This is a genomic window from Allorhizobium pseudoryzae (assembly GCF_011046245.1).
Lineage (GTDB): Bacteria > Pseudomonadota > Alphaproteobacteria > Rhizobiales > Rhizobiaceae > Neorhizobium > Neorhizobium pseudoryzae.
On sequence record NZ_CP049241.1, the window covers coordinates 1,349,973 to 1,368,819 of the forward strand.

Here is an 18,847-nt window from a genome sequence, read left to right on the forward strand (position 1 = left end):
AAGGGTTCACAAGGCGGTCGATCAGCCCGCCTTGTCATGGAAGAGACGTGAATTACGAGAACAGGATGGACGACAACCGGCGGCGCGCCGAGATCGTCGCCGGATCCTTCGGACCCCAGGTCTCGAAGAACTCCAGCAGTTGGCGCCGCGCGCCATCGTCATCGAAGGTCCGGTCCTTTTTCATCACCAGTAGCAGATGTTCGGCGGCTTCATCGCGCTTGCCCTGAACGTTCAGGATCTTCGCAAGCTTCATCCGCGCGTCGTGATGATCCGGGTTGAGCGCCAGTTCGTGCTCGAGCGCAACCGGGTCACCGAACTTGCGGACTTCCTCGATCTGCTGCAGCTTCAGCGCGATCGCCTGGATCGCCGCCTGGCCGGCCATCTCTTCCGGGAGAGACTCGAGCATCTGCTTGGCACGCGCCGTTTCGCCAAGCGTGATCAGGCAGTCCATCATGCCGGCAGCGGCCTTGGCATTTTCCGGATCCGCCTGCAGGATCGCCGCAAACAGCTGTGCTGCGCCATCCGTATCGCCGGCAGCGAGTAGCCCCTGAGCCTCTTCGATCGCCGCCTCGATTTCCGCAGCCTGATCGGCGCCGGCCGGACCGGCGATCTTGTCGATGAACTGGCGGATCTGGCTTTCCGGCACCGCGCCCATGAACCCGTCCATCGGACGGCCATTGACGAAGGCGATCACCGCCGGAATGGACTGGATGCCGAGCTGGCCAGGAATGGCCGGGTGATCATCGATGTTGAGCTTGACGAGCTTGACGCGGCCCTGAGACTCGTTGACGACCTTTTCCAGCGCCGGCGCCAACTGCTTGCACGGCCCGCACCAGGGCGCCCAGAAATCGACGAGAACCGGCTGACGGCGCGATTCCTCCAGCACGTCCTTGGTGAAACCCGCCGTCGTCGTATCCTTGATCAGCCCGGCTGCGGGAGCCGCCGCCGCAGACCCGGCTCCATAGCTCATCGTTCCGCTCATCTGGCCGCCGTAACCGCCGCCATAGGGATTGTTCGTACCGCTCATGGATGTCTCCCGGGACTGCTTCTCGTCATTCTCGTTCAGCGCAAAGATCGTATGTCAGTCCGTGACTTTCAAGACAAGCGGATCATGGCCTGTCGCCTTCAGAAAACGGATGAGATCGTCCCGCCCGATCGATGTCGTGGCATCGTTCGAAAGCGGATGGCCATTGATGATCTCGTGGCGCATCAGCTCCTCGTCCAGCACGAAGGTGACCTTGCCCTGCGTATCATTGATCGCACCAAACACCGTGACGGAGCCGGGAATAACCCCCAGATAGTCCAGCATCTTCTCGGGGTTGGCGAAGGACACGCGGCTGGAGGCGCCGATCAGCTTGTGCACCGTCTTCAGGTCCACCACCGCCCGTTCCTCCACCGTCAGCACGAAGAACTGGTCCTTCTTGTCCTTCACGAAAAGGTTCTTCGTATGCCCGCCGGGAATTTCGTCACGCAGGCTTTCCGATTCCGACACGGTGAAGACCGGCGGGTGGTGCTTCGTCGTATGCGCAATGCCGAGATCATCAAGGAAACGGTAGAGGTCTTCCGCAGTCTTTGGTTGCGATGAGGAGGGTATCGAAGGGGAGTCTGTCATGATGGCGTCCGGCACTTTCACATCTGGCGTGGGCGGCTTGAAGGGGTTGGCAAGGCGGCAATTATAGGGACCGCAGCGGCCGATCCACAAGCCGCAGAGCGGCAAGCCATGGCGCAGGCGGAAGGGAGGGAAAACCACGTCCTTCCACGACCTTGGACGCTGCCAATCCGCTCGCTCCAAATTTTATTGTTTGAAAACAGTAACTTGCCGAAAATTTCCAGGAATTTTGATTTTCGTGTCATTTCCCTGTTGCATTCAAAAATGAGTTGGGCCATATAGCCCCCGTCGCCGCAACGCTGGCGACCCACGGTTCAGCTCACTACCCCGAACCGATGGCTTGATGAGCGGGTGTAGCTCAGGGGTAGAGCACAACCTTGCCAAGGTTGGGGTCGAGGGTTCGAATCCCTTCGCCCGCTCCAGTTTTCCAAATCTCCTTCACGGCGTGGAAACTGAGGACGCAAGTCCGCGTAGTCGCTTTCCATAATTTTTCATAGACCGCCAGGGCGCCGAAGCGCCCGCACGATTTTGTATGCTGCCCTCAGTCCGGCATCACTCCGATATAGCGGGACTGCGGGCGGATGAGCCGGCCTGTCTGCTCCTGTTCCAGCACATGCCCGGTCCAGCCCGCCATGCGGCCGGCGGCAAAGACATTGGTGAAACTGTCGCGGGGAAAACCCACCGCCTCCAGCACCAGGGCTGTGTAGAACTCCACATTGGTTTCGAGGGGCCGCAGCGGCTTCTTTTCCTTGAGCAATCGCAGCGCTTCAGCCTCCACCCTGGCGGCAAAGGCAATCCGGCCAGAGCCATCTTGAAGGGCGGCGACGGCTCCCTTCAAGACATCGGCGCGCGGGTCCCGCACCCGGTAGATGCGGTGGCCGAAACCCATCAGCCGCTCTCCCCGCGCCAGCGAATCCTCAAGCCACGGCAGAATGTTCCTTTCGCTGCCGATCGCATCCAGCATGTCGAGCACGGGACCCGGCGCACCGCCATGCAGCGGTCCCTTCAACGCACACAACCCGCCGACGACGGAAGAAAACATGCCCGCCTTGGTGGACGCGATCACCCGCGCGGTGAAGGTGGAGGCGTTGAGCCCGTGGTCGGACACTGTCACCAGATAGGTATCGAGCGCCCGCACCTTGTCGGGCGCCGACTGTTCGTTGCGCAGCATGCGAAGAAAATCCTCCGAATGCCCGCGGGAGGCGTCGGGCGGCACGGGCGCCAAGCCCTTCGCGTGGCGGGTGATAGCCGCGGTGAAGACCGGAACGGCCGCGACGGCGAGAACCGCATGCGGTGCACGGGCATCATCCGGCAGGGCCGAGAGCAGCAGCCGCAGGGCCTCGACGGGGCTTAAGCCGCGCAGGCCCGGCAAGAGCGGCTGCATCAGGTCAAACGTCTTTTGTCGCGCCTTGCCAAGCGCGATGCGGATGGCTGCCGCATCCATGGGTTCGGGCAAAAAATCCCGCCACAGAAGCGCCAGCACCTCTTCGAAGGACGAGGCGGCAAGATCCGCCAGGCGATGGCCGGCAATGATCAGTTCGCCGGCCTGTCCATCGACATGGCTGAGGCGCGTTTCCGCGGCAATCACGTCATCAAGACCCGGTGCGCTGGGCGTGGCAGTCAGCACGGCGGCGGTTGCGGTTTTTGTCATGGCAGATCTCCTCAAGACGCTTGCAATGCTTGAGAATGTTGCGGCGCACATATATGGTCAATCTTGATTCAATCAATCAATGTCATATGACCATGCGCCAGCACGACAAGTTTCTCGATGCGGCAGACGCCGCCACCGCCCTCGGCATCAGCCGCGCCACGCTTTACGCCTATGTCAGCCGCGGCCTGATCCAGGCGACCGGAGCCGGCGACGACCCGCGGCGCAGGCTCTACAGCGCCCACGACATCGAACAGTTGAAGAAGCGCAAGAGCGTCGGTCGCCGCCCGAAGGACGCCGCTGCCAGCGCGCTGGACTGGGGATTGCCGGTCATGACATCGGCCATCACCCTCATCGAAAACGGCAGGCTGATCTATCGCGGTCAGGATGCCCTGCAACTCGCCGAGGGCGCCACGCTGGAAGAGGTCGCGCGTCTGCTCTGGGACTGCGGATCGACAGACTCTTTTGCCGACGCAAAGGCCAAGCCGGATGCCTGGAATGACGCCCTTCTCGACGCCACCATGCCCCTGCCGCTGACCGAGCGGTGCCAGGCGCTGCTGCCGTTCGTCGCCGCCGGACGTTTGACGGCGTGGAAACGCGACAATCGCCGCCTCTGGGCCGGCGGTGCCGCCCTGACGCGCGCCATGGCGGCCGCCTGTCTGGGCGTGCAGCCGGATGTGCAACCGATCCATGCCTTTCTGGCAAAACACTGGTCGCTCGATACGCAGGGCGCGGATCTCGTCCGCCGCGCGCTGGTGCTGCAGGCGGATCACGAACTGAACGCCTCGGCTTTTGCCCTCAGGGTCGCCGCCTCCACCGGTGCCTCGCTCGGCGCCTGCCTGAATGCCGGGCTATCGGCGCTGAGCGGCCCGCGCCATGGCGGCATGACAAGTCTCGTCGAACTGCTGTTCGATGAACTGGAGGAGGTGGGCGATGCCGCCGAGGTGGTCGAGAGGCGCTTGAGGCGCGGCGATGGCATTCCGGGCTTCGACCACCCTCTCTACCCGGACGGCGATCCGCGGGCGGAGGGCATCCTCCCGCATCTCCCGCCGGATGCGCTTCGCGCCGATCTTCTCTCCGTTCTCGAAGAGACCGCCGGCCAGCGACCGACCTGTGACGTGGCGCTGGTGGCGCTGAGACGCAGCCTCAACCTTCCGCGCGGATCGGCACTGGCGCTCTTTGCCATCGCCCGTACCGTCGGCTGGATCGCCCATGCCCTGGAACAGAAGGATGACGAGCGGCTGATCCGCCCCCGCGCCCGTTACGTCGGCCCGATGCCGCTCTGATTCGAACATCAAAAAAATCTTGCGGCACACGGAATAAGTTGAACCTCGGCTCCGTATATTGGGGCATGAGCGACAAGAAGCATCCTTTTGATGTTCTGAACCAGCTGGCGGCCTTGCGGCGCTATGCCCGTTCGCTCGTCCGCAACCCGGACGATGCGGAAGACCTGGTGCATGATGCACTGGTCAAGGCCTACGAGCGCAAGGGCACCTTCCGCACGGGCGCGAACCTGCGCAACTGGCTGCTCTCCATCGTACACAACACCCATATCGACCGGTTGCGCAGCCGGCGGTCGTCCGAGGCACGCAACCAGGCGGCCGCCGAGCTCGGCGAGACGGTGCATCGGGCTGACCCGGACCAATCGATCCGTCTGAAGCAGCTGCGCGAAGCCTTTTTCGCGTTGCCCGACGAGCAGCGCGATGCGCTGCATCTCGTCGCCATCGAAGGCCTGTCCTACCAGCAGGCCGCCGATGCGCTGTCCATCCCGGTCGGCACGCTGATGTCGCGTGTCTCCCGCGCCCGCGCGCGTCTGCGCGAATTCGAGGAAAACGGCCGCCGGCTGCCCGCCGGCAACGGCCATCTGAAAATCATTGAAGGGGGACGCGATGACACCCGTTGACCCGATCCAGCCCGCGGATGTGGAAGCCTATGTGGACGACCAACTGGATGCTGGCCGCCGCATCGAGGTGGAAGCCTATCTCTCGGAAAATCCGGATATTGCTGCCCGCGTGATGGCGGATCTCGCGATCAAGGGCGAGCTGCGGCTGGCGCTTGCGGAAGGTCACCAGCGCCACGGCCGGCCGGAGACGCGCGAGGCGGCCCGCCGCCTGCAGGCGGCCCTCTCCAGGGGGCGGATCTTTCGCTCGTTTCAAAGGCTGGCCGCAACGATCGCGCTGATCGCCGTCGGCTGGGGGCTGAGCCACCAACTGGGGCCGCTCACCGTTTCCACGGTCGAAGCCTCCGTGCCGCCGCCCGCCTTCGTGGAAGAGGCGTTGCGCGCTCACGGCACCTCCGTCCTTCGACACACGATGCCCTCCCAGCAGGAATCGTCCGATTTCGATCCGGCGGAAATCCGCTCCGCCACGGCCATCGTGATGCCCGGCATCCCGAAGGAGTGGCAGGTCAGCGACGTGCAGGTCTTCCCCTCGGCCTTCGGGCCGAGCGTGGAGATGGCGATCGTGCGCGACAACGATATCCGCCTGTCCCTGTTTGCCGTTCGTCCGGGCAGCTTTGCCGTGCTGCCGGTCTCGCTCGTCAGGCAGGAACAGGTGCAGGCCTCCTACTGGCAGATCGGCGACGTGGCCTATGCGCTCGTCTCCGACACCGAGGATGCCGTGAACCTGAGGGCCGAGGCCGAGCAACTGGCCAGGACCCTGTACTGATCCGCAATTCCCGAACCCTGTTCACCGTCAGAGGAGTACATCCATGAACCCCCGCTTCGGATACAATCCGGCGATCCAGTCCCAGGCAGCCTTCGATGAGGGCCTGCGCCAGCACATGCTGCGCATCTACAACTACATGGGTCTCGGCCTCGTCATCACCGGCCTCGTCGCCTTCTTCGTCGCGTCGACCCCGGCGCTCTACGTGCCGATCTTCTCGACGCCTTTGAAGTGGGTGGTGATGCTGGCCCCGCTCGCCTTCGTCTTCTTCTTCTCGTTCAAGATCCAGACGATGTCGGCCTCCACCGCACAGATGACCTTCTGGGCCTTCTGCGCCGTGATGGGTCTGTCGCTTGCTTCGGTGTTCCTCGTCTTCACCGGCGCCAGCATCGCGCGCACCTTCTTCATCACCGCCACCATGTTCGGCGCCACCAGCCTCTACGGCTATGTCACCAAGCGTGACCTGTCGAAGTTCGGCTCCTTCCTGATCATGGGTCTGATCGGCGTGGTGATCGCCTCGATCGTCAACATCTTCCTCGGCTCCAGCGCCCTTCAGTTCGCGATCTCGATCATCGGTATCGTCGTCTTCATCGGCCTCACGGCCTGGGACACGCAGAACATCAAGGAACAGTATGCCGAGAACTTCGACCAGGAGAGCCAGCAGAAGCTCGCCGTCTTCGGTGCGCTGTCGCTCTACCTGAACTTCGTCAACATCTTCCAGCTTCTGCTGAGCCTGACCGGCCAGCGCGAAGAATAACCGGTCCATTACCAAAGGAGGACATGATCCATGGACTACAACGACCGCCAGGCGATCGAGGGTCTGTTCGGCAAGCTCTCCCACGTGGAGAGCCAGTCGGGCCCGCGCGATGCGGAAGCGGATGCCTTCATCCGTGATCGCATCACCAGCCAGCCGGGTGCACCCTATTTTATGGCGCAGACGATCGTTGTGCAGGAGCAGGCCCTGAACGAGGCTGAGCGGCGGATCGAGGAGCTGGAATACCAGCTCGCCTCCCGCCCGGCCTCCGGCGGCGGCTTCTTCTCCAGCCTGTTCGGCAGCAACTCCCAGCCGGCACGCCCGGCCCCACGCGGCATGTCGAATGGCATGGCGGGCGGCATGGTCACGGGCGCTGCGGCCCCGGCAGCCATGCCCGGCCAGCCGCAGGCAGGCCCCCGCAATCCCTGGGGCCAGCAGCAGGCTCAAGGCTACGGCCAGGGCCAGGCCTATGGCCAGCCCACCCGCGGCGGCGGCTTCCTCGCCGGTGCGGCGCAGACGGCGATGGGTGTTGCCGGCGGCGTCCTGCTCGGCAATGCAATTGCCGGCATGCTCTCCGGTGACGAGGCGCAGGCCGCCGAGGATCCGGGTGCCGCCGATACCGGCGCAGACGATGCCGGTGCCGATGCAGGTTTCGAAGAAGAGATGTTCTGATCCGGGTTGAGCGCCGATCGTTCGATCGTCGCCGTCAACACCGTGATCATCGAAACGGCTGCCCCCGAACCGCTTCGGGGGCCGCCTTTATGCGCCCGTAATGAAATGGCCATGTTTGTGTGTCATCACCGGCATCATGATCGATCCACTTCCACTTCGTCCGTCTGCCGGGTAAAACGATGGCACTGCTTTCCGACCCATCGACACCCGCGGATGATGCCCCCTCACCGGATGACGAGGCGGCAAGGCCAAAGAGCTTTTCAGCGATCCTGCATCAACTTGCCGGTGACGTGACACGCGAACGCATTCAGGTGGCCGATCTTCTGGCCGCCATGAAGGACCGGGCCTTCGGTGCCCTGATCTTCATCTTCGCCATGCCCAATGTCCTGCCGACCCCGCCGGGCACCTCCGCCATTCTCGGCATTCCGCTTCTCTTTCTCGCCGCCCAGATGGCTTTCGGCCAGACGCCCTGGCTGCCGAAGCTGATTGCCGGCCGCTCCATGCTGCGCAGTGATTTTGCCGGCATGATCGCCAAGGCAAGCCCCTGGATCGCAAAGGCGGAACGCATGCTGAAGCCGCGGATGACGGTGCTCTCCACGCCGCTGGCGGAACGGCTGATCGGCTGCTTCTGTCTGGTGCTGGCGCTCGTGCTCGCCATGCCGATCCCGCTCGGCAACATGCTGCCGGCCCTGGCGCTCTGCGTCATCGCCTTCGGCATCCTGGAAAAGGATGGCCTCTGGATCAGCCTCGGCGTTGCGATCGGTATCGTGTCGCTGTTCCTGGTAGCGGGCGTGATCTACGCCATCATCAAGAGCGCGATCTTCGTGCTGGCGAAACTGTTTTCCTGATCAGAGCGAAAAGCCATCGAGGCGTTCCGCCAGGCGATCGATGCCGGCCACATCCGCATTGGCAAAGGCAAACCGCAGATACCCTTCCTGATGCGCACCGAAATAGCCGCCCGGAATGCAGGAGACGCCGACGTGTCTGGCCAGCGCTTCCGCCACGGTTGCCGATGCGGTACCGGCAAAGGGGTGACGCACGAAGGCGAAATAGGCACCCACTGCCGCCAACTGCCAGTCCGGCAGCGCCGCCATGACCCGCTTCATCGCGTCGGCCCGGCGCAGGATCTCCTGCCGATTTTCTTCACGCCAGTCTGAGAGGAGCGGCAAAGCCTCGGCCACCGCCGCCTGGGCCGAGCGCGGCGCGCAGATCTGCAGGTTGTCCATGATCTTCGCGACCTGGCTAATGAAGGCAGGACCCGCCGTGATCGCGCCCAGCCGATGGCCTGGAATGCAGAAGCTCTTGGAAAAACTGTAGAGCGACACGACGACGTTTTCCCAGCCATCCAGGCGGAAGAGATCATGGGGAAACGAACCGGCACTCGGAAGGAAGTCGCGATAGGTCTCGTCCAGGATCAGCCAGATGCCCTTTGCGCGGCAAAGATCGGCAATCGCCGACAGAAGCTCCGGCGGATAGACGGCACCCGTCGGATTGTTGGGCGAGACCAGCGCCAGCGCCTTCACATCCGGCTGCAACGCCAGCGCAATGGCCTCCACCGTCGGTAGGAATCCATCCTCTGCCGCGCATTCCACGAAGCGGGTGCGAATGCCGAGCATGGCGAGCGTCGTTTCATGGTTGAAGTAATAGGGCTCCGTCATCAGCACCGCATCACCCGCGCCGGCCACGGCCATCGCCGCACAGATGAAGGCCTGGTTGCAGCCGGAGGTGACGTGGATGTTGTCCGCCACAAGCGCTGCGCCATAGACCTCAGAGACATGCGCGGCATAGGTCTCGCGCAGTGCCCGCTCGCCCTCGATCGGCCCGTAGCCCGTATAGGCCTTGGACGAGGCCGCCTTGCCCAGAATCTCCAGCATGGCCGGATGCGCCGGATAGCCCGGCACCGCCTGCGACAGATCGATCAGCGGCCCCCGCACCCCATCATAGGCACGCGCCCAGGCCTGCACGGAGGGCACTGGCGGCGGCGAAATGCGTTCGATGAGGGGATTGAAGCGCGAGGAGGAAAACATCATCAGACAAGACCGGAAAATCCAAAACTCAGCTGACTAACGGTGGACGTCGACCGAATGTCAATTGATTTCCGGCGTGGGCTCGAAGGATACTGCGCAAATCGAGGGCAGGCTTGAGCGCATGCACAAACGGCATGCAGGACCCTGCGGCATGGCAGATGGAGCACGATGATGGGGTTCGACGCAGACAAACTGGCGGCCTTGCGGGCCAAGTATGGCGAAAGCGCCGGCGGCGAGATTTTTGATCCGGCCTTTGCCAAAGTCGGCGAAAAGATTTTCAAGAACGGCACGCGCGCCGCACCCTATGCCGGTCTTCCGACCTTCCTCTCCGCCCCCTACCTGCCCGTCGAGGCAGACAATCCCGATTTCGAGGATCTACAGGTGGCCATCACCGGCGTTCCGATGGACCTCGGTGTCACCAACCGACCGGGCTCGCGCTTCGGGCCGCGGGCGCTGCGCGCCATCGACCGCATCGGCCCTTACAACCACGTTCTGGGTTGCGCGCCGGTGCATGAACTGCGTGTGGCCGATATCGGCGACGTGCCGTTCCGCAGCCGCTACCGGCTGGAAATGAGCCATGATGATATCGAAAAGCGCTTCAACCAGATCGTTGACGCCGGCGTTCTCCCCCTCGCCGTCGGCGGCGACCACTCGATCACCCATCCGATCATGAAGGCGGTCGGCAAGAAGGCGCCGCTCGGCATGATCCATATCGATGCGCATTGCGATACCAGCGGCTCCTTCGACCAGACGAAGTTTCACCATGGCGGCCCCTTCCGCAACGCGGTGCTGGATGGCGTCCTGGATCCGACCCGCACGATCCAGATCGGCATTCGCGGTTCCGCCGAATATCTCTGGGAGTTTTCCTACGAGAGCGGTATGACCGTCATCCACGCGGAAGAGGTGACGGGACTCGGCATTCCGGCCATCATCGAAAAGGCGAAGGCGATCGTGGGCGACGGCCCGACCTATCTGTCCTTCGACATCGACAGCCTGGACCCCGCCTTTGCGCCCGGCACCGGCACGCCCGAGGTGGGCGGTCTCACGACCCGCGAGGTGCTGGAACTGATCCGCGGCTTCAAGGGCATCAACCTTGTCGGCGCCGACGTGGTGGAAGTGGCGCCGCAATATGACTCGACCCACAACACCGCCCATGCGGGCGCGCAGGTTTTGTTCGAGCTCTTGAGCCTGATGGTGTTCAGCCCGGCCATCACCGGCAAGGGCTGAGGCATTCCCCCTCCTGTCCGTGAACCGGACAGGAGGGCCTTTCAGCGGCTCAGCTGCGCGAGAAGACGTAATCGGTTTCCTGGCGAAGCAATTCGCCCGGACGCAGGACGGCGCTTGGGAACCCTGCGTGGTTGATGGCATCCGGCCAGATCTGCGTTTCCAGACAGAGCCCTGCATAGGGGCCATAGAGCTTGCCGGAAAGGCCCGGCACCGTCGGCTTCAGCTTGAAGCCGCAATAGAGCTGAACCCCCGGCTCGGTGGTCCGCACTTCGAGCGACACGCCGGAATTGACGCTGCGCACCAGCGCGACCGTGCGCTTGGCGACACGGTCGGTCGACAGGCAATAATTGTGGTCGAAATCCACCTGGGCGCCGTCGGCCTCGCTTCGGCGCATCGGCCCGAGCTGGCGCAAGTCCATCGGCGTGCCCGCCACCGCAATCTCCTTGCCGGTCGGCACCTGGTGTTCGTCGAGTTCCAGATAATGATCGGCGGCGATCATGATGTCGTGACCCAGAATATCGTCGCGGCCATCCAGGTTGAAATAGGTGTGCTGGCAGATATTGGCGAGCGTCGGGGCATCCGTCACGCTCTCGTAGACGACGTTCAGAACGCCGTCCTCCTTCAGCTCATAGGTCGCCGTGACCGTGCAATTGCCGGGATAACCGCCGCGTCCGTCCGGATCCGTCACCTGCAGCATCACCTTGTTCTCGGCATGGGCGATGATCGTCCAGTTCGTCTTGCCAAGTCCGTCGCTGCCGCCGTGCAGATGGGTATCGCCGTTCTGGTTGAGGTCTAGCTGGTAGGCCTTGCCATCCAGCGTGAACTGTCCCTTGCCGATGCGGTTGGCGACCCGACCGGGTGTCGCGCCGAAATAGGAGGAATATTTCGGATAGTCTTCGAATGTGTCGAAGCCGAGCACCAGCGGCGCCTCCTGGCCGTCCAGACGGAGATCCTGGATGACCGCGCCCCAGGTGATGACATAGGCCGTCAGCCCGCCCCCGGAAATCTTCACGCGGTAGACCGTTTCGCCCTTGGGAGTGGTGCCGAAGATTTCGCCCTGCGTCGTCATGGCTGATGTCCTGTTCTTGCATGTTGTGAGGGCGCAACCTGCGTGATTCCAGCCGGTTAATCAACGGGGAACGATACGCTCAGCGGGAAAGCGTGCGGGTGGCCTGTTCCAAGCCTTCCAGCGTCAGCGGATACATGCGCCCGTCCAGCAGTTGCTGCATCAGAACGGCGGAATGGGTATGGTCCCAATGCGCCTGTGGCACCGGGTTGATCCAGGCCATGCGCTGGAAATGCTCCGCCATGCGGCGCATCCAGGCGGCACCCGGCTCCTTGTTCCAGTGCTCCACGGACCCGCCAACATGGGTGATCTCATAGGGGCTCATCGTCGCATCGCCGACAAAGATCACCTTGTAGTCCGGCCCATAGCTGCGCAGCAGGTCCTCGACGGCGAAACGCTCGGAACGACGGCGATTGTCGCGCCACACGCTCTCGTAGAGGCAATTGTGGAAATAGAAATGTTCGAGATGGCGGAACTCGGCGCGTGCGGCGGAAAACAGCTCCTCCACCACCATCACGTGATCATCCATCGAGCCGCCGACATCGAAGAACATCAGGAGCTTCACCGCATTGCGCCGCTCCGGCCGTGTCTGCACGTCGAGATAACCGTGTTCGGCGGTCGAGCGGATGGTGCCGGGCAGATCGAGTTCGTCGGCGGCACCCTCGCGCACCCAGCGGCGCAGGCGTTTGAGCGCAATCTTGATGTTGCGGGTGCCGATCTCGCGTGTATCGTCGAAGTCGCGGAACTCGCGCTTGTCCCACACCTTCGCCGCCTTGCGGTGGCGGGACCCGTCCTGGCCGATGCGGACACCTTCCGGATTGTAGCCATAGGCGCCAAAGGGGGAGGTTCCGGCGGTGCCGATCCATTTCGAGCCGCCCTGGTGGCGCCCCTTCTGCTCCTCCAGCCGCTCTTTGAGCGTTTCCATGAGCTTGTCGAAACCGCCGAGCGATTCCACCAGCGCCTTTTCCTCCGGCGTCAGGTGCCTTTCGGCGAGCTTGCGCAACCACTCTTCCGGCAGCTTTTCCGTCTCGATGCCTGCCATGTCGGAAAGCGCGGCGAGCCCGCGAAAATGCGCGGAAAACACCTGGTCGAACCGGTCGATGTGCCGCTCGTCCTTCACCAGCGCCGCACGGGCCAGGAAATAGAAGGCCTCCACGTCGAAATCCGCCAGCCCCGCCTGCATCCCCTCCAGAAGGTCCAGAAATTCCCGCAGCGTCACGGGAATTCTGGCCTCCTTCAGTCTGAGGAAAAACGGGATGAACAAAGTGGTGTCCTTCAGCGGCTTCCGATCTGCTCCAGCTCGTAGGGTGTCGTCTGGTAGATCTCGTTGATCCAGTTTCCGAACAGAAGATGCGCGTGGCTGCGCCAGCGGTTCTGCGGCGGCAGCGTTGCATCATTATGCGGAAAATAGTTGTGCGGCATCTTGATGGGAATACCGGCATTCACGTCGCGGAAATATTCATCTGCCAGCGAGGTGGAATCGTATTCCACATGATTGAACATGTAGAGCCGGTTGCCGCGCTTCTCATGCACCAGGCAAACCCCCATCTCCTCGGATTCCATCAGGATTTCCAGCCCCGGCACCTTTTCGATATCGGCGCGGCGCACCTCCGTCCAGCGCGAGACGGGCACCTGGAAATCATCGGAAAAGCCGTTGAGATAGATCGAGGACGGGCAGAGATTGCGGTGGCGGTAGACCCCGAACGCCTTTTCCGTCAGCTCGTGCTTCGGTACCTTGTGAAAATGGTAGATGGCGGCCATCGCGCCCCAGCAGACATTCAGCGTCGAATGGACATTGGTTTCCGTCCAGTCAAAAATCTGCTGCATCTCGTCCCAGTAGGTCACATCCTCGTATTGCAGCGTCTCGACCGGCGCACCGGTGATGATGAAGCCATCGAACTTGCGCTGCTTCACCTCGTCCCAGGTCTCGTAGAAGGACAGAAGATGCTCTTCGGACGTGTTCTTCGCCTTGTGGCCACCGATGCGCACCAGCGAAAATTCCACCTGCAGCGGCGAGGCACCCACCAGGCGCGCCATCTGCACTTCCGTCTTGATCTTGTTCGGCATCAGGTTCAACAGGCCGATCTGCAGCGGGCGGATATCCTGCCGCACAGCCATCGTCTCGGTCATCACCCGGACACCCTCGTTCACCAGTGTCTGGAAGGCGGGAAGCGTATCTGGAATCTTGATCGGCATGGTTCGAACCCGACAAAAACAAAAAAACCGGCGGCGATAGATCGCGACCGGTCCGTGGAAGGTTTCTTTCTCTTCTCGCGGCCCTTTAGCGACTTATTTTACGTGGCTGCAAGCCGGCCGGCCAAATCACCACGATGAGCTGTCTAAATAGGCTCTTCTTCCGTAAAGGTCAATCCGCGACAAAATGGATGATTTAGGAAACGCTAACGCTCCCGCCGCGCCATAAACGCCATGCGCTCAAACAGATGCACATCCTGCTCGTTCTTCAAAAGTGCGCCATGCAGCTTCGGGAGCGCGTTCTTCACGTCGGCGCGCAGATCGTCCGGATCGATATCGTCCGAGACCAGCAGGCGGATCCAATCAAGGGCTTCAGACGTGGACGGCTTCTTCTTGAGCCCCGGCATCTCGCGGATCTCGTAGAACTGCGTCAAAGCCGCGCTGACGAGACGCTGCTTGATGCCGGGATAATGCACCTCCACGATGCGCGACAACGTCTCGGCATCGGGAAAACGGATGTAGTGAAAGAAGCAGCGACGCAGAAAAGCGTCCGGCAATTCCTTCTCGTTGTTGGAGGTGATGATGACGATGGGGCGAACCTTTGCGCGCACGGTCTCGCCCGTTTCGTAGACATGGAATTCCATGCGGTCGAGTTCCTGCAACAGGTCGTTCGGAAACTCGATATCCGCCTTGTCGATCTCGTCGATCAGCAGCACGACCTTCCTGTCGGATGCGAAGGCCTGCCACAGCTTGCCGCGGCGGATATAGTGCGAGACCTCATTGACGCGCGGGTCGCCGAGCTGGCTGTCGCGCAGGCGCGAGACCGCATCATATTCATAAAGCCCCTGCTGCGCCTTGGTGGTGGATTTGATCGTCCATTCGATCATCTCAAGCCCGAGCGCCGCCGCCACCTGCCGCGCCAGCTCGGTCTTGCCGGTTCCGGGTTCGCCCTTGACCAGAAGAGGCCGTTCCAGTCGGATGGCAGCGTTGACCGCCACCATCAGATCCTTGTCGGCAATGTAATCGGCCGTGCCCGTAAACTGCATGTTCTGTCCTGATGATCCGGCTTTCTGATGGGCCAGAAGGTAAGGTCCGCGAACCTCTTGCGCAAGCCGCGATGCTGATGGGCAAAACCCGCGCCGCGACGGCAAAGGCTGCAAAGATACCGCTTGTCTTCTTCCCGCGTTCTGTCAGGCTGTGACAAGCATCTCCGGATGCTTCGAAGCGCGCTCCAACACCCGGATTGACGACCGGCGCTGGCCACGTTCCGATCTTTCGAACGACAACGGCATGAGACCGTGGGCTGGCGGCATCCTGTGCCATCCTGCTGTTTCTTCCTCTGCGATCACCGTCTTCCTCAGATGACGGGATCGACCAACGAATACCAATTCACTCAGAACACAACGATGCCGGACACCGCAGCCACCGAGGCTGCTCGAACCGGCCAGCAGATAAGGGAGGCCTCCATGGCCAAAGGTCAGGTCCGTTCCAACCGCGAAGTCCGCAAGCCGAAGAAGGACAAGGCAAAGCCGTCCACGGCACCGGTCAGCAGCTTCACCACGCAGATCAAGAGCGCCGAAGCCTCCAGCCCCAAGAAGCGCTGACGTCTCGCTTGACGATGGGTACAGGGCGATCGGCTTCTCCGGCCGGTCGTGTTTCGGCATGTCTTGACCACCCCTGCCCGTGCATCGGCCTTTTGCTTTTGGGTGAAGATGCGCTAAGGGCAGGGACATGAACACCACGTCCTTCACCATCCTTCTTGGCGGCCATCTCGTGTTGACCGAGCGCCTGCAGGCCCTCGTCGCGGAAACACGGGCGATTGCGGCCGACAGCGGCATGCGCCATGCCGCCACGCTGGGCCTTCTGCCGGAACTGTGGGTCGGTGATTTCGACAGCAGTGACGCGGGCCTTGCCGCCCTTTACCCAACGGTGGAGCAGCGCACCTATCCGGCCACCAAGGCGGCGACGGATGGCGAGATTGCCGTCGCGGAAGCCATTGCGAAGGGTGCGACGCGTCTCGTCTTTGCCGGCGCACTGGGCGGCGAACGCTCGGACCACGCCCTTCAGCATTATCTGAACGCGCTCGGATTGGCGGAAGATGGCTTCGAGGTGGTGCTGACCTCGGGCGAGGAGGAAGCTTATCCGGTCGTCGAGGAAAGCCAGCTGGAGCTGGAGCTGCCGAAAGACGCGCTGTTTTCCGTGCTCGGGTTCACCGCGCTGGAAGGGCTGACCATCCGCAATGCGCGCTATCCGCTCACCCATTTCTCGCTGACCTTCGGCTCGTCCCGCACCCTATCCAATGTGGCGGAAGGCCCGATCTCGGTGTCGCTGAAGCGCGGGCGGGCCATCCTTCTCGCCCGTCCTTATGATTATTCCGGAGCCTGAGGGACCATGGCACCTCCCATTCTCAAACTCGACGACATCCGCCTGAGTTTTGGCGGCACGCCGCTTCTGGACGGCGCCAGCCTGCAGGTGGAACCGGGCGACCGGATCTGCCTCGTCGGCCGCAACGGCTCGGGCAAATCGACGCTGATGAAGATCGCCGCCGGCCTGGTGGAAGCGCAATCCGGCGAGGTCTTCCGGCATCCTTCGTCCACCATCCGTTACCTGGAGCAGGCGCCGGATTTTGCCGGCTTCTCCACCGTGCAGGCCTATGCGGAAGCGGGGCTCGGGCCGGGTGATGATCCCTACCGCGTCACCTATCTCCTCAACCATCTGGGGCTCTCCGGCGAGGAAGATCCACGCCAGCTTTCCGGCGGCGAGGCACGCCGTGCAGCGCTTGCCCGTGTCATGGCGCCCGAGCCGGACATCCTGATGCTGGACGAGCCGACCAACCACCTCGACCTGCCGACCATCGAATGGCTGGAAGGCGAGCTGCAGAAAAGCCGCAGCGCGCTGGTGCTGATCTCCCACGACCGTCGTTTCCTGGAAAAGGTCTCGACCGCCGTCGTCTGGCTGGATCGCGGCCTGTCGCGCCGCCTCGATCGTGGTTTCGGCCATTTCGAGGAATGGCGCGACGAGGTGCTTGAGGCGGAAGAGCTGGAACAGCACAAGCTCGGCAAGCAGATCGAACGGGAAGAACACTGGTTGCGCTATGGCGTGACGGCCCGCCGCAAGCGCAACATGCGCCGGCTTGGCAATCTGCAGAGCCTGCGCGCCGAGTACCGCGGCCATCGCGGGCCGCAGGGCACTATCCAGGCCGCAGTGACGGAAGGCCGCGAAAGCGGCAAGCTGGTGATCGAGGCGGAGGCCATCACCAAGGCATACGGCGAGCGCCAGATCGTTGCGCCCTTCTCGATCCGGGTGCATCGCGGCGATTGCATCGGTCTCGTGGGGCCGAACGGTGCCGGCAAGACGACGCTTCTCAAAATGCTGACCGGCCAGCTGGAGCCGGATTCCGGTATGATCAAGCTCGGCACGAACCTGGAGATTGCGACGCTCGACCAGAAGCGCGAGGATCTGAATCTGGAAGATACGCTGAGCCATTACCTGACGGATGGCCGCGGCGAGAACCTGCTGGTGAATGGCGAACAGCGCCATGTGGCGGGTTACATGAAGGATTTCCTGTTCCAGCCGGAACAGATGCGCACGCCGATCAAGAACCTGTCGGGCGGCGAGCGCGCCCGGCTGATTCTGGCCCGGATCATGGCCAAGCCGTCGAACCTCCTGATCCTCGACGAACCAACCAACGATCTCGACATCGAAACGCTCGACCTCTTGCAGGAGATCGTCGCTGGCTACAACGGCACCGTCATCCTGGTCAGCCACGACCGTGATTTCCTCGACCGCACCGTGAACTCGACACTGGCACCGGCCAATCCAGATGCGCCGGATGGCCGCTGGATCGAATATGCCGGCGGCTATACGGACATGATGGCGCAGCGCAAGGGCGCGCTGGAGGAGAAGCGTCGGGCCGAAAAGGCAAAGGCCGAAGCCTCCCAATCTTCCGCCCAGGCATACGCGCCCAAAGCCCAGGCGAAGCTTTCCTACAAGCAGAAATTCGCGCTCGAAAACCTGCCGAAGGAGATGGAAAAGGCCGAGAAGGAGATTGCCGCCCGCGAGGCGAAAATGGCCGATCCCAATCTCTTCACCAAGGATCCCGCCGCCTTCAACCGGATCGCCGCAGAGCTCGAAACACTCCGCAACAAGATCGCTGCCATGGAAGAAGAATGGCTGGAACTGGAGATGCTGCGCGAAGAACTGGAAGGTTAGGCTAACGCATCATTAATATTAACAATGCGTTAGCACGAGAGAAACGCATCTTGTAACGGAACAATTCCGTCAGCTCCTCGTTCGACAGACAATCCGGTTCTTTATGAGACAGAAGAGGCCGGAGCGTTTCAACAGAGGGCACACCATGTCGGCAAATGTAGCGAGTCGTCGCGTGGAACGGGCAGTCCGGGATCAGCGGGTGCTGATCGTGGAAGACGAGTTTCTGATTGCACTGGATGTGGCAGACGTGGTGGAAGGCATGGGGCTGACTGTTGCGGGCCTCGCCACGGGCCTGCAAAAGGCACTGTCGATGGCGGCGGATGCCGACATTGCCCTCGTCGATGTCAATCTGGCCGATGGCGCAACAGGCCCAGCGATTGGCCGGGAGCTTTCCGAGCGGTTCGGCATCACCGTGATCTTCATGACCGCCAATCCGGAACAGTTGAATGGCAAGACGGAGTGCTCGATCGGCGTCCTTACCAAGCCGGTCATGCCGCAGGTGATCGAAGAGACGATCGATTATGCTTTGGCAAATCGTCGAGGCGGCGTGGCCACGGCACCGCACGGCCTGAAGGTCTTCATCCACACGCATCACTGAGAATGTGTGCGCGCTTGCCAAGCGCGCCCGCCCTCGTTACATCTTTGCCTGCTCTAACGGGGTGCCGCTTCAGCGGCTGAGAGGTGTCTCACCAACCCGAAGAACCTGATCCGGTTAGCACCGGCGGAGGGATTAGACGGCTCGTATCAAGCGCCTATCCCCCTTTTTGGATGAATGA

The 18,847-nt window shown here is 62.4% G+C and carries 19 protein-coding genes, 1 tRNA gene and 2 riboswitches; of the genes, 12 read left to right on the forward strand and 8 right to left on the reverse strand.

Features of this window, described 5'->3' with window-relative positions:
* Positions 1 to 52 precede the first annotated feature (52 nt).
* Together trxA and G6N78_RS06700 are read right to left on the reverse strand one after the other, a co-directional pair.
* A complete protein-coding gene (trxA, locus tag G6N78_RS06695) occupies positions 53 to 1,027 on the reverse strand; it encodes a thioredoxin (RefSeq protein WP_165216808.1) in 975 nt (324 codons plus the stop codon).
* A gap of 54 nt (positions 1,028 to 1,081) precedes the next feature.
* Complete coding sequence (locus G6N78_RS06700) at positions 1,082 to 1,612, reverse strand: prolyl-tRNA synthetase associated domain-containing protein (RefSeq protein WP_165216810.1); 531 nt, start codon at positions 1,610 to 1,612, stop codon at positions 1,082 to 1,084.
* A 344-nt stretch (positions 1,613 to 1,956) separates the two neighbouring features.
* On the opposite strand from G6N78_RS06700, the gene G6N78_RS06705 reads away from it, so the two are divergent.
* A tRNA-Gly gene (locus G6N78_RS06705) sits at positions 1,957 to 2,031 on the forward strand.
* A 119-nt stretch (positions 2,032 to 2,150) separates the two neighbouring features.
* On the opposite strand, the gene G6N78_RS06710 is transcribed toward G6N78_RS06705, so the two are convergent.
* Positions 2,151 to 3,260, reverse strand: coding sequence for a citrate synthase/methylcitrate synthase (locus G6N78_RS06710; RefSeq protein WP_165216812.1), 1,110 nt, complete (start codon positions 3,258 to 3,260; stop codon positions 2,151 to 2,153).
* Between the two features lie 86 nt (positions 3,261 to 3,346).
* Between G6N78_RS06710 and G6N78_RS06715 the strand changes: the two genes are divergently transcribed.
* The 6 genes from G6N78_RS06715 to G6N78_RS06740 all read left to right on the forward strand — a co-directional run bounded on the left by G6N78_RS06715 (position 3,347) and on the right by G6N78_RS06740 (position 8,194).
* Entirely contained in the window at positions 3,347 to 4,543 is a 1,197-nt protein-coding gene (locus tag G6N78_RS06715; protein ID WP_234905894.1) for a citrate synthase family protein, read from the forward strand.
* 65 nt (positions 4,544 to 4,608) lie between these two features.
* Entirely contained in the window at positions 4,609 to 5,160 is a 552-nt protein-coding gene (locus G6N78_RS06720) for a sigma-70 family RNA polymerase sigma factor (RefSeq protein WP_165216816.1), read from the forward strand.
* Positions 5,147 to 5,923 carry an anti-sigma factor family protein gene (locus G6N78_RS06725; RefSeq protein ID WP_165216818.1) on the forward strand — a complete coding sequence of 259 codons (777 nt, stop codon included), beginning with the start codon at positions 5,147 to 5,149 and terminating at the stop codon, positions 5,921 to 5,923. Before G6N78_RS06720 ends, G6N78_RS06725 begins: the two co-directional genes overlap by 14 nt.
* 43 nt (positions 5,924 to 5,966) lie before the next feature.
* On the forward strand, positions 5,967 to 6,677 hold the full coding sequence (locus tag G6N78_RS06730; protein ID WP_165216820.1) for a Bax inhibitor-1/YccA family protein: 711 nt from the start codon (positions 5,967 to 5,969) through the stop codon (positions 6,675 to 6,677).
* A gap of 30 nt (positions 6,678 to 6,707) precedes the next feature.
* The gene (locus tag G6N78_RS06735; protein WP_165216822.1) at positions 6,708 to 7,346 is read left to right on the forward strand and encodes a DUF2076 domain-containing protein; all 639 of its coding nucleotides are present in this window, start codon (positions 6,708 to 6,710) and stop codon (positions 7,344 to 7,346) included.
* A 179-nt stretch (positions 7,347 to 7,525) separates the two neighbouring features.
* Entirely contained in the window at positions 7,526 to 8,194 is a 669-nt protein-coding gene (locus tag G6N78_RS06740; RefSeq protein WP_165216824.1) for an exopolysaccharide biosynthesis protein, read from the forward strand.
* On the opposite strand, the gene G6N78_RS06745 is transcribed toward G6N78_RS06740, so the two are convergent.
* Entirely contained in the window at positions 8,195 to 9,373 is a 1,179-nt protein-coding gene (locus G6N78_RS06745; protein ID WP_165221379.1) for an aminotransferase, read from the reverse strand.
* Positions 9,374 to 9,544: 171 nt separating this feature from the next.
* Between G6N78_RS06745 and speB the strand changes: the two genes are divergently transcribed.
* Positions 9,545 to 10,600 (forward strand): agmatinase, encoded by a 1,056-nt coding sequence (gene speB / locus G6N78_RS06750; RefSeq protein ID WP_165216826.1) that lies wholly within the window; start codon positions 9,545 to 9,547, stop codon positions 10,598 to 10,600.
* 49 nt (positions 10,601 to 10,649) lie between these two features.
* Here the strand turns inward: speB and G6N78_RS06755 are convergent, their stop codons facing one another.
* From G6N78_RS06755 to G6N78_RS06770, 4 genes are all read right to left on the reverse strand, one after another.
* Complete coding sequence (locus G6N78_RS06755) at positions 10,650 to 11,669, reverse strand: aldose epimerase family protein (RefSeq protein ID WP_165216828.1); 1,020 nt, start codon at positions 11,667 to 11,669, stop codon at positions 10,650 to 10,652.
* Positions 11,670 to 11,748: 79 nt separating this feature from the next.
* On the reverse strand, positions 11,749 to 12,930 hold the full coding sequence (locus G6N78_RS06760; RefSeq protein ID WP_165216830.1) for a vWA domain-containing protein: 1,182 nt from the start codon (positions 12,928 to 12,930) through the stop codon (positions 11,749 to 11,751).
* An 11-nt stretch (positions 12,931 to 12,941) separates the two neighbouring features.
* Entirely contained in the window at positions 12,942 to 13,862 is a 921-nt protein-coding gene (metA, locus tag G6N78_RS06765) for a homoserine O-acetyltransferase MetA (protein ID WP_165216832.1), read from the reverse strand.
* Positions 13,863 to 13,927: 65 nt separating this feature from the next.
* A riboswitch (SAM riboswitch) is annotated at positions 13,928 to 14,005 on the reverse strand.
* A 60-nt stretch (positions 14,006 to 14,065) separates the two neighbouring features.
* On the reverse strand, positions 14,066 to 14,905 hold the full coding sequence (locus G6N78_RS06770; protein WP_165216834.1) for an AAA family ATPase: 840 nt from the start codon (positions 14,903 to 14,905) through the stop codon (positions 14,066 to 14,068).
* A 360-nt stretch (positions 14,906 to 15,265) separates the two neighbouring features.
* Here G6N78_RS06770 and G6N78_RS06775 point away from each other — a divergent pair, with 360 nt between their 5' ends.
* The 4 genes from G6N78_RS06775 to G6N78_RS06790 all read left to right on the forward strand — a co-directional run bounded on the left by G6N78_RS06775 (position 15,266) and on the right by G6N78_RS06790 (position 18,669).
* The gene (locus G6N78_RS06775) at positions 15,266 to 15,463 is read left to right on the forward strand and encodes a hypothetical protein (protein ID WP_165214237.1); all 198 of its coding nucleotides are present in this window, start codon (positions 15,266 to 15,268) and stop codon (positions 15,461 to 15,463) included.
* 127 nt (positions 15,464 to 15,590) lie between these two features.
* Positions 15,591 to 16,244: a thiamine diphosphokinase gene (locus tag G6N78_RS06780; RefSeq protein WP_165216836.1), complete on the forward strand. Its 654-nt coding sequence runs from the start codon at positions 15,591 to 15,593 to the stop codon at positions 16,242 to 16,244.
* Between the two features lie 6 nt (positions 16,245 to 16,250).
* A complete protein-coding gene (locus G6N78_RS06785) occupies positions 16,251 to 18,071 on the forward strand; it encodes an ABC-F family ATP-binding cassette domain-containing protein (protein ID WP_165216838.1) in 1,821 nt (606 codons plus the stop codon).
* Positions 18,072 to 18,216: 145 nt separating this feature from the next.
* Positions 18,217 to 18,669, forward strand: coding sequence for a response regulator (locus tag G6N78_RS06790; protein WP_165216840.1), 453 nt, complete (start codon positions 18,217 to 18,219; stop codon positions 18,667 to 18,669).
* A gap of 47 nt (positions 18,670 to 18,716) precedes the next feature.
* Positions 18,717 to 18,818, forward strand: a riboswitch (TPP riboswitch).
* The last annotated feature ends 29 nt before the right edge of the window (positions 18,819 to 18,847 follow it).

Excerpts from the sequence above, each read along its gene's own strand:
- trxA (WP_165216808.1), bottom strand. The coding sequence starts at position 1,027 with ATGAGCGGTACGAACAATCCCTATGGCGGCGGTTACGGCGGCCAGATG.
- G6N78_RS06700 (WP_165216810.1), bottom strand. The coding sequence starts at position 1,612 with ATGACAGACTCCCCTTCGATACCCTCCTCATCGCAACCAAAGACTGCG.
- G6N78_RS06710 (WP_165216812.1), bottom strand. The coding sequence starts at position 3,260 with ATGACAAAAACCGCAACCGCCGCCGTGCTGACTGCCACGCCCAGCGCA.
- G6N78_RS06715 (WP_234905894.1), top strand. The coding sequence starts at position 3,347 with ATGACCATGCGCCAGCACGACAAGTTTCTCGATGCGGCAGACGCCGCC.
- G6N78_RS06720 (WP_165216816.1), top strand. The coding sequence starts at position 4,609 with ATGAGCGACAAGAAGCATCCTTTTGATGTTCTGAACCAGCTGGCGGCC.
- G6N78_RS06725 (WP_165216818.1), top strand. The coding sequence starts at position 5,147 with ATGACACCCGTTGACCCGATCCAGCCCGCGGATGTGGAAGCCTATGTG.
- G6N78_RS06730 (WP_165216820.1), top strand. The coding sequence starts at position 5,967 with ATGAACCCCCGCTTCGGATACAATCCGGCGATCCAGTCCCAGGCAGCC.
- G6N78_RS06735 (WP_165216822.1), top strand. The coding sequence starts at position 6,708 with ATGGACTACAACGACCGCCAGGCGATCGAGGGTCTGTTCGGCAAGCTC.
- G6N78_RS06740 (WP_165216824.1), top strand. The coding sequence starts at position 7,526 with ATGGCACTGCTTTCCGACCCATCGACACCCGCGGATGATGCCCCCTCA.
- G6N78_RS06745 (WP_165221379.1), bottom strand. The coding sequence starts at position 9,373 with ATGTTTTCCTCCTCGCGCTTCAATCCCCTCATCGAACGCATTTCGCCG.
- speB (WP_165216826.1), top strand. The coding sequence starts at position 9,545 with ATGGGGTTCGACGCAGACAAACTGGCGGCCTTGCGGGCCAAGTATGGC.
- G6N78_RS06755 (WP_165216828.1), bottom strand. The coding sequence starts at position 11,669 with ATGACGACGCAGGGCGAAATCTTCGGCACCACTCCCAAGGGCGAAACG.
- metA (WP_165216832.1), bottom strand. The coding sequence starts at position 13,862 with ATGCCGATCAAGATTCCAGATACGCTTCCCGCCTTCCAGACACTGGTG.
- G6N78_RS06770 (WP_165216834.1), bottom strand. The coding sequence starts at position 14,905 with ATGCAGTTTACGGGCACGGCCGATTACATTGCCGACAAGGATCTGATG.
- G6N78_RS06775 (WP_165214237.1), top strand. The coding sequence starts at position 15,266 with ATGCCGGACACCGCAGCCACCGAGGCTGCTCGAACCGGCCAGCAGATA.
- G6N78_RS06780 (WP_165216836.1), top strand. The coding sequence starts at position 15,591 with ATGAACACCACGTCCTTCACCATCCTTCTTGGCGGCCATCTCGTGTTG.
- G6N78_RS06785 (WP_165216838.1), top strand. The coding sequence starts at position 16,251 with ATGGCACCTCCCATTCTCAAACTCGACGACATCCGCCTGAGTTTTGGC.
- G6N78_RS06790 (WP_165216840.1), top strand. The coding sequence starts at position 18,217 with ATGTCGGCAAATGTAGCGAGTCGTCGCGTGGAACGGGCAGTCCGGGAT.